Origin of the sequence: Billgrantia lactosivorans, assembly GCF_003254665.1 — a bacterium.
Taxonomy (GTDB): domain Bacteria; phylum Pseudomonadota; class Gammaproteobacteria; order Pseudomonadales; family Halomonadaceae; genus Halomonas; species Halomonas lactosivorans.
The window spans coordinates 1-8,482 of the sequence record NZ_QHGY01000024.1; the positions used below are offsets into that span (position 1 = coordinate 1).

Sequence of the window (8,482 nt, forward strand, 5' to 3'; positions counted from 1 at the left end):
CGGCCTCGGCCATGGCCAGCCGCTCGGGCACGTTGTCGATCACCACGACCTGCTCGGCGCCCAGCAGCACGGCGCTACGCACGCAGAACTGGCCGACCGGCCCGGCGCCCCAGATGGCCACGGTGTCGGTGGGCTCGATCTCGCAGGCCACGGCAGCCTGCCAGCCGGTGGGGAAGATGTCGCCGAGGAACAGTACCTGCTCGTCGCTCAGGCTGTCGGGTACCTTGATGTGGGTCTGGTCGGCGAACGGCACGCGCACGTACTCCGCCTGGCCGCCGGCATAGCCGCCGGTGAGATGGGAGTAGCCGAACAGCCCCGCCCCGCCGTGGCCGAAGACCTTGTCGGCCAGCGCCTTGTTGCGGTTGGAGCGCTCGCACACGGAGTAATTGCCGCGCCGGCACTGCTCGCATTCGCCGCAGGTGATGGTGAAGGGCACCACCACCCGGTCACCGACCCTGAGGTCGCGGGTCTCGGAACCGACCTCCATCACTTCGCCCATGAACTCGTGCCCCACCACGTCCCCCGACTCCATGCCGGGGATAAAATGGTGGTAGAGATGCAGGTCGGAGCCGCAGATGGCGCAGCTGCTCACGTTGACGATGGCGTCGCGGGAGTGCTCGATGCGAGGATCGGGAACCGTTTCATAGCGGATATCGTTCTTGCCGTGCCAACACAGCGCTTTCATGGACTCTCTCCCTGTTGTCCGAACGAAGGCTCTGTCACCACCATAGTTCAGCCGCCTGAGGCCGCAGGTAAGGGAGTTGGGTGGCTGGGTAACGGACCTTTTCCCGACCCTCTGCCGAAGGGCGTGCTCATAACCCCGCTATCCGTCCCTCGTGGCCATGGCGACCCGCCACGGCATATTCTCTGCCACCGAGCCGGGCCTGGGCCACGCAAGCTCGCACTCGAGACCATCCTGTGCCAGGGCCACCCCGGGCGGCAGCGACAGGTGCACGCTCATGAGCTCGGCATCCACGGCATGGCTGAGATGCGTCAGCCAGGCCTGGCGCGGCGCCAGCCGCTCGATGATCTCAAGCGCCATCGGTACCGTGTTGTGATTGCGCGGCTCGGCGTAGCCGGCCGGGTGGGTGGCATCGAGCACCACCGCATCGGGCCGCCAGCCGCGCAGGAAACGCTCGGTCTCGGCCGGTAGCCCGCAGGTATCGGTAAGGTAGGCCAGCCGCGTGCCGCCGTCGTCGAGGCAGTAGCCGAGCGTCGGCTTGCTGTGGCTGAGCGGCACCGGGATCGCCTCGACCCCTTCCAGGCGCAGCGCCCGGAACGGCTTGAGCCCGGGCTGAAAGGCGAGCACCCCCGGGTGCCGGTAGAGATCGGCGCAGCCATGGGCGTCCTTGGGCCCGTAGACCGGAATCGGCTCGCCCATGCCCCAGCGCAGGTGGAACAGCCCCTGGACATGGTCGGCGTGGTAGTGGGTGAGCAGGATCGCCGCCGGACGCTCGCGCTCGCAGCTTGCGGCCAGATCGCTGCGCCCGGCATCGAGCAGGTAGCGCTGGCCGTCCACCCGCACCTCGGCGCAGCAAGGGCCGCGCCGGTGACTGCTCAGCACGCGGGCCCGCTCGCAGGCCGCGCAGCTGCAGCCAAAGCGCGGCACCTGGGCGCTGTCGCCGGTCCCGACGAAGCGCAGCTTCACGACACGCACTCCTCCGCCAGCCAGGCGTCGAGAGCCGCCACGGTGACCGCCAGCGCGCCGCTGTTGTCGAGCCGATGCACGCCCGGGCAGGCCCGGGCCAAGCGGCGGTGGCGGGCCAGTCGCGCCTCGATCTCGGCGGGGGATTCGCGATCGCGGGCCGCCAGACGCTCGACCAGGACCTCGGGGCGCGCCGTGACCAGCAGCGGCCGCAGGCGCTCGCCGAAACGTGCCTCGGCCAGGGCCAGCGCGCCGCGGCTACCGTTGGCCAGCACCGTCAGGCCTCGCTCCAGCCAGGCCTCCACTTCCAGCCCCAGGGCGTATTCCAGGCCGTGGGCGTGCCAGTCGAGACAGAACAGGCCCGCCTGGCGGCGCCAGGCGAACTCCTCGCGGCTCAGGCTAACGCAGTCCTCGCCGTTGCCGCTCGGCCGGGTGATATAGCGATGCGCCACCGGCCACTCGGGATGACGGCGGCGCGCAGCCACCAGCAAGCTGTCCTTGCCCACGCCACTGGCCCCCATCAGGTAGACCAGCCGGCCCCGTTCCCACCTCCCCCGCGCCATCATCAGTGCACCTGCCGGCCGGCCGACCAGACCCGCTCGACCAGCGGATGGTCGTCACACAGCCGCACCCGGATCAGGTCCGCGCGCAGCCCCGCGGCCAGCCTCCCCCGATCGCTCAGCCCCACGGCCTCGGCCGGTACGCGCGAGGCGGTGGCCACCGCCTGCGGCAAGGCATAACCGCCTTCCATCCGCGCGATGCGGAACACGGCGTCGAGCAGCGCCGCCGGGTAGTAATCGGAGGAGAGCACATCCAGCACGCCGCGCGCGACCAGCTCGGCGGCGGCGATGTTGCCGGAGTGCGAGCCGCCGCGCACCACGTTGGGGGCGCCCATCATCACGGCCATGCCGGCGCGGTGCGACGCCTCGGCCGCCTCCAGGGTAGTGGGAAACTCGGCGACCCGGGTGCCGTACTCGCGGCTCTCGGCGACGTGTTCCAGGGTGGCGTCGTCGTGGCTCGCCAGCGCCAGTCCACGGGCCTGGCACTCGGCGGCGATGGCGCGCCGGTGCTGGGCGCTGTAACGGGCGCTGCTGGCACGCTGCTGCACGACGAAGGTCTCCAGGTCCGCGTCGCTCAGGCCGTACTTGCCCTGGTAGTAGGTGCTGTAGGCCTCGAAGGAAACGAACTGCCGCTGCCCCGGGGTATGGTCCATCAACGACACCAGGCCCAGCCGCGGCAGGTCGGCGAGCTCGCGGAAGCGCGCGAGCGTCTCGGCCTGGCTGACCTCGCAGCGCAGGTGCAGGCGATGGTCGACCCGCGCCAGGCCGGCGTCGACGATGTCGTCGATCGCCCGGCACATCTCGTTCAGGGCCTGGTGGCGCATGCTCTCCTTATTGACGTCGCCGATGGCCACGGCGTCGAACACCGTGGTGATGCCACTCGCCGCCATCTGGGCGTCGTGGGCCAGCGCCGCCTGGCGCGCCGGCCAGGCTACCTTGGGGCGCGGCTGGAAGTACTTCTCCATGTTGTCGGTATGCAGCTCGACCAGCCCCGGCAGCAGGTAGTCGCCTTCGCAGTCGGTGGCCGCCGGGTGGCGGCTCGGGGCGCTGTCGAGCTCGGCGATCCGGCCGTCGCGGATCACCAGGCTGCCGCGGACCACCTCGTCGTCGAGCACCAACTGGGCATTGCTGAGAATCTGTTCACGCATGGGGAAGGCCTCGCGAAGTCGACGCTGGCTCGGAAGAAGAGAGGGACGGCGCCATGAACGCTTCGAGGGACAGCAGGCGGTCGGCCACGCGCTCGCGCACGTCCGCGTCGTGGAAGATGCCGAGCATGGCGGCACCGCGCGCCTTGGCCTCGTGGATCAGCTCGACCACCACCGCGCGGTTGACGGCGTCCAGCGAGGCGGTGGGCTCGTCGAGCAGCAACAGCGGATGCTCGCCGATGAAGCCGCGGGCGATGTTGACGCGCTGCTGCTCGCCCCCCGAGAAGGTACCCGGGGGCAGCGACCAGAGCCGCTCGGGCAGGTTGAGCCGTGCCAGCAACGTCTCGGCCCGCATGCGCGCCTCGCATGCGTCGGCGCCGCGCGCCAGCAGCGGCTCCATCACCACGTCACGCGCCGAAACCCGCGGCACCACGCGCAGGAACTGGCTGACGTAGCCGATCACGTCGCGGCGCAGGGCGTGCCAGGCGTGGGCCGGCAGCCCGGTCAGGGCGAGGGGCCCATCGTCGAACTGCAGGCGAATGTGTCCACTGCCGGCGAGGTAGTTGCCGTGCAGGATCTTGAGCAGGGTGCTCTTGCCGATGCCGCTGGGACCGGCCAGTACCAGGCATTCGCCGCGGTAGAGACCGAAGGCAAGATCGCGCATGACCGTGAGCGCGAGACCGCCCTGGCCGTGCAGCACGAAGTCCTTGCCGAGGCCTTCGACGGTGAGAAACGGGGTCATGATCCTCTCCTCGCTCATGGGGTCAGCACCGACGACACCAGCAGCTGGGTATAGGCGTGCTGCGGGTCGTCGAGGATCTGGTCGGTGAGGCCGGCTTCCACCACCCGGCCGCGGCGCATTACCAGCAGGCGGTGGGCGAGCAGGCGGGCCACGGCCAGGTCGTGGGTGACCAGCACCACCGACAGCCCGAGCTGGCGCACCAGGGTGCGCAGCATGTCGAGCAGGCGCGCCTGCACCGAGACGTCGAGCCCGCCGGTGGGCTCGTCCATGAACACCAGCCGCGGCCGGGTGACCAGGGTGCGGGCGATCTGCAGGCGCTGCTGCATGCCGCCGGAAAAAGTGCGCGGCACGTCGTCGATGCGCGCCGGCTCGAGCTCCACCTGGGCCATCCATTCCTGGCCGGCGGCGCGCAGTTGGCCGTAGTGCCGCTGGCCCAGCGCCATCAGCCGCTCTCCAACGTTGGCCCCGGCCGAGACGCCCATGCGCAGGCCGTCGCGCGGGTTCTGGTGCACCAGGCCCCACTCCAGGCGCAGCAGCGCGCGGCGCCGCGCCTCGCCGATGGCGTAGAGGTCGGTCTCGTCGGCGTCGCCCGGGCGACGATAGACCACCCGACCGGCGTCCGGCGCCTCCAGCCCGGCGAGCACGCGCAGCAGCGTCGACTTGCCGGAGCCGGACTCGCCGACGATGCCCAGCACCTCGCCGGCGTGCAGGCGGAAGTCGATCGCCTCGCAGCCCTTGCCGGGGCCGTAGAGTCGCGTGATGTCCTGCACGTCGAGCAGCACGGGGCGGGCCAGGTCAGGGCAACGTATTTCGGGCCCAGGAAGTTCGGGGCGGCTCATGCGCTCTCCTCGCGGCGGCTTTCGCAGTAGTCGGTATCGGAGCAGACGAACAGACGCCCGCCGGCGTCGTCGGTGATCACCTCATCGAGGAAGCTGTCGGCGCTTGCGCACAGCGCGCAGCGTTCGTCCCAGCGCTGGACCTCGAAGGGGTGGTCCTCGAAGTCCAGGCTCTCGACCCGGGTATACGGCGGGATGGCATAGAGCCGCTTCTCGCGCCCGGCCCCGAACAGCAGCAGCGCCGGGCTCATGTCGAGCTTGGGGTTGTCGAACTTGGGGATCGGCGAGGGATCCATGACGTAGCGGCCGGCGACCTTCACCGGGTAGGCGTAGGTGGTGGCGATGTGGCCATGGCGGGCGATGTCCTCGTAGAGCTTGACGTGCATCACCCCGTACTCCTCAAGGGCATGCATCAGGCGGGTTTCCTGCTCGCTGGGTTCGATGAAGCGCAGCGGCTCGGGGATCGGCACCTGAAAGACCAGGATCTGGCCCGGCTCGAGCGGCGTCTCGGGGATGCGATGGCGGGTCTGGATCACGCTCGCCGCCGTCGTCACCGTGGTCGTCTCGACCCCGGCGACGCGCTCGAAGAAGGCGCGGATGCTGACCGCGTTGGTGGTGTCGTCGGCGCCCTGGTCGATCACCTTGAGCACGTCGTCGGCACCGAGAATGCTGGCGGTGAGCTGCATGCCGCCAGTTCCCCAGCCGTAGGGCATGGGCATCTCGCGGCCGCCGAAGGGCACCTGGTAACCGGGAATGGCCACCGCCTTGAGCAGCGCGCGGCGAATCATGCGCTTGGTCTGTTCGTCGAGATAGGCGAAATTGTAACCGTTCACAGCGAGTCCTCCGTGGGGGCATCCTCTTCCTTGTCGTGCATCCGGTTTTCATACTCCCGCCGCAGGCGGCGCAGCAGTTCGAGCTCGGACTGGAAGTCGACGTAGTGCGGCAGCTTGAGGTGCGAGACGAAACCCGAGGCCTCGACGTTGTCGGCATGCGCCAGCACGAATTCGGCCTGCTGGGCGGGGCCCTGGACCTCCTCGCCGAGCTCCTCGGCACGCAGCGCGCGATCGACCAGCGCCATGGCCAGGGTCTTGCGCTCGTTGTGGCCGAAGGCCAGTCCGTAGCCGCGGGTGAACTGCGGCGCGGCCTCACGGGAGCCGCCGAACTGGTTGATCATCTGGCACTCGCTGAGCGCGACCTCGCCGACGCACACCGCCTCGCCCCACTCCTCGACGAAGATCTCCACCTCCACCTGGCCCAGGCGAATCTCACCGGCGAAAGGGTGATTGCGCCCGTAGCCGCGCTGGGTGGAGTAGCCCAGCGCCAGCAGGTAGCCCTCGTCGCCGCGCGCCAGCATCTGCAGGCGCGCGGCGCGGTCGACCGGGTAGTCGGGCGGATCGCGGGTGATGTCGGCCGGCTCGCTGCCGTCGTCGCGCTCGCGCTCGATCAGCCCCTCGGCGTCTAGCAGCTCAAGGATCTGCGGGCACGGCGCCAGCGGTTGCTCACCGGGCTCCGCCGCTGGCGTCTCGCCCTCGGCGAGCAGCAGGAAGTCGAGCAGGCGATGGGTGTAGTCGTAGGTCGGCCCCAGCACCTGGCCACCGGGGATGTCCTTGTAGGTGGCGCTGATGCGACGTTCGATGCGCATGGTGCCGGTGTCCAGCGGCTCGCTCACCGCCAGGCGCGGCAGCGTGGTGCGGTAGGCCCGCAGCAGGAACACCGCCTCGATCATGTCGCCGCTGGCCTGCTTGATGGCAAGCGCAGCGAGTTCGGAGTCGTAGAGCGACGCCTCGCTCATGACCCGGTCGACGGCCAGGCGCAGCTGGCCCTGGATCTGGTCGACCTCGAGTTCGGCTTGCTCGCGGTCGCCGCGGCGTCGGTCGGCCAGCAGACGATGGGCGTTGGCGATGGCGAGCTCGCCACCCTTGACGGCTACATACATCAGGCGATCTCCTCGAGGCGGGTGGTGCGCGGCAGCGCGACGAGCCGTTTACCGCAGGCGAGGATGGCATCGAGGCCGCGCGGGAAGCGCTCGCGGCTGGCAGCGAGCTGCCGCATCAGGGGGCGCGCACGTTCGCCCACGCTCAGGGCACGCTGGCCCGGTATTCCCGGCCCGCTGAGCCGCCAGCTACCGCCTGCGCTGTCAGCGGTGACGAGCGTGTCGAGCGCCACCAGCAGCGTGGTACTGCGCTCGGGATGCTCGTCGCTGCCCTGGGCGAAATCGGGCGCGTCGCGCATCGTGGCCGGCGTGACCAGGGCATAGTCGGCCTGTGTCGGTTCATCGGTCAGGCGACAGCCGGTGTGAAATAGCAGCGCCTCGCGCAGTGCCGGCGTATCCAGTTCGGCGGCGAGCCAGACGCGGACGTCGAGATCGCACAGCGTCAGAAGCGTGCCCCATAGCGCGGTGCCGATCCCGCCTTCCGGCGGAGTCGGCGCCTCCAGGGTGTGCAGCGTGCCGGGCTCGCTCAGGGCCGCGAGCAGCTGGCGAAACAGCCGCTGGCTGTCGTGGACGGGGTCATTCAGGGTCGGCCAGGGCATGTTCATTCCCCTCTCACCAGAGTGAAGAAATCAACACGGGTCGCGGCCGCTTCGCGCGCCGCTAGGGCACGACTCAGCTCGAGGGCCTCTTCCAGCGGCGCGATCAGTTCGCTGTCGATGCGCCGGGCCCAGGCCTCGTGCTGGGCGCAGGCGTCGACCAGGGCGATCAGCTCGGCGTGGCGGTGGTCGCGCCCGCGTACCCAGCCGTGGCCGAGGGCACCCGCGGTGGGCGCCTCGTCGTCGAGTACGACGCTGGCCCGGGTCAGGGTCATCTCGCCGAGATTGAAGGCACGCCCGGTACCGCCCATTCGCCCGCGCAGCATGGCCATGCCGGTCTCGGGACCGCGCACGCAGCGGTGGGCGGCGCGAATGCCGAGCGTGTCCCAGCGTGTCTCGATCTGCTCACGGGACGACAGCGCCAGCACCCGCTGGCGGCGCACCCGCGGCCTGCTCGGGTCATGCAAGTGAGTCATGAAGGCACCTCGTCGGTAGTGTCGAATTCGATGTGGTAGGCGAGCCGGTCGGCGCGGGCGCGACTGATCGAGACCTCGACCAGGGCGCCTGCGCGATCGACGTTGTCGCTCATCAGCTGCAGCAGCGGCGCGTTGAGCGGGCACTGCAGGCGATGCGAGTCGTCGCGCGTGGCGCTGGCACTCTCGATGCGCACGCGACGGCGAAAGAGCTGCAGGCCATAGTGCTGCTGGAGCAGCGCCCGGGTGGAACCGCCGCGATAGCGTCGCCCCCAGCCCGGCAGGCGCTCGGGGTCGAACCAGTGGCGCAGCAGCATCAGCGGCGCGCCATCGATGCTGCGCAGGGTATCGACACACAGCAGGCGTTCACCGGTGCCATGACCGAAGCGTTGGGCGATGGCCTCGGGTGGTTCTTGCAGGCCCTGCGCCAAGCATCGGGTCTGGGTGGCGATCCCCAGCACGGCCAGATTATGGGTCACCTTGCTGGCGGCGCTGACGGGGTAGTCGAGACGGCGGTCGACAACCTGGGTGCCGCGCCCCTGATGCCGCGTG

At 70.1% G+C, this 8,482-nt stretch carries 11 protein-coding genes; all 11 read right to left on the minus strand.

Annotated elements, in window-relative coordinates; translation table 11 throughout:
* Positions 1–685, minus strand: a 685-nt coding sequence (locus DIS04_RS20075; protein ID WP_162623134.1) for an alcohol dehydrogenase catalytic domain-containing protein, incomplete at its 3' end; no start/stop codon positions are given.
* Positions 686–823: 138 nt separating this feature from the next.
* Entirely contained in the window at positions 824–1,648 is an 825-nt protein-coding gene (gene phnP, locus DIS04_RS20080) for a phosphonate metabolism protein PhnP (RefSeq protein ID WP_111415566.1), read from the minus strand.
* On the minus strand, positions 1,645–2,211 hold the full coding sequence (gene phnN, locus DIS04_RS20085) for a phosphonate metabolism protein/1,5-bisphosphokinase (PRPP-forming) PhnN (protein WP_245904654.1): 567 nt from the start codon (positions 2,209–2,211) through the stop codon (positions 1,645–1,647). The genes phnP and phnN overlap by 4 nt, the downstream gene beginning before the upstream one ends.
* Positions 2,211–3,353 carry an alpha-D-ribose 1-methylphosphonate 5-triphosphate diphosphatase gene (locus DIS04_RS20090; protein WP_111415567.1) on the minus strand — a complete coding sequence of 381 codons (1,143 nt, stop codon included), beginning with the start codon at positions 3,351–3,353 and terminating at the stop codon, positions 2,211–2,213. Before DIS04_RS20090 ends, phnN begins: the two co-directional genes overlap by 1 nt.
* Positions 3,346–4,092: a phosphonate C-P lyase system protein PhnL gene (gene phnL, locus DIS04_RS20095; RefSeq protein WP_111415568.1), complete on the minus strand. Its 747-nt coding sequence runs from the start codon at positions 4,090–4,092 to the stop codon at positions 3,346–3,348. The genes DIS04_RS20090 and phnL overlap by 8 nt, the downstream gene beginning before the upstream one ends.
* A 14-nt stretch (positions 4,093–4,106) precedes the next feature.
* Positions 4,107–4,931 (minus strand): phosphonate C-P lyase system protein PhnK, encoded by an 825-nt coding sequence (gene phnK, locus DIS04_RS20100; RefSeq protein ID WP_111415569.1) that lies wholly within the window; start codon positions 4,929–4,931, stop codon positions 4,107–4,109.
* The gene (locus DIS04_RS20105) at positions 4,928–5,761 is read right to left on the minus strand and encodes an alpha-D-ribose 1-methylphosphonate 5-phosphate C-P-lyase PhnJ (RefSeq protein WP_111415570.1); all 834 of its coding nucleotides are present in this window, start codon (positions 5,759–5,761) and stop codon (positions 4,928–4,930) included. Before DIS04_RS20105 ends, phnK begins: the two co-directional genes overlap by 4 nt.
* On the minus strand, positions 5,758–6,864 hold the full coding sequence (locus DIS04_RS20110; protein WP_111415571.1) for a carbon-phosphorus lyase complex subunit: 1,107 nt from the start codon (positions 6,862–6,864) through the stop codon (positions 5,758–5,760). The genes DIS04_RS20105 and DIS04_RS20110 overlap by 4 nt, the downstream gene beginning before the upstream one ends.
* Positions 6,864–7,466, minus strand: coding sequence for a phosphonate C-P lyase system protein PhnH (gene phnH / locus DIS04_RS20115; RefSeq protein WP_111415572.1), 603 nt, complete (start codon positions 7,464–7,466; stop codon positions 6,864–6,866). The genes DIS04_RS20110 and phnH overlap by 1 nt, the downstream gene beginning before the upstream one ends.
* Positions 7,463–7,933, minus strand: a complete 471-nt coding sequence (gene phnG / locus DIS04_RS20120) for a phosphonate C-P lyase system protein PhnG (protein ID WP_111415573.1) — start codon at positions 7,931–7,933, stop codon at positions 7,463–7,465. The genes phnH and phnG overlap by 4 nt, the downstream gene beginning before the upstream one ends.
* On the minus strand, positions 7,930–8,482 hold a 553-nt coding region (locus DIS04_RS20125), incomplete at its 5' end, for a GntR family transcriptional regulator (RefSeq protein ID WP_111415574.1). The genes phnG and DIS04_RS20125, both read right to left, overlap by 4 nt.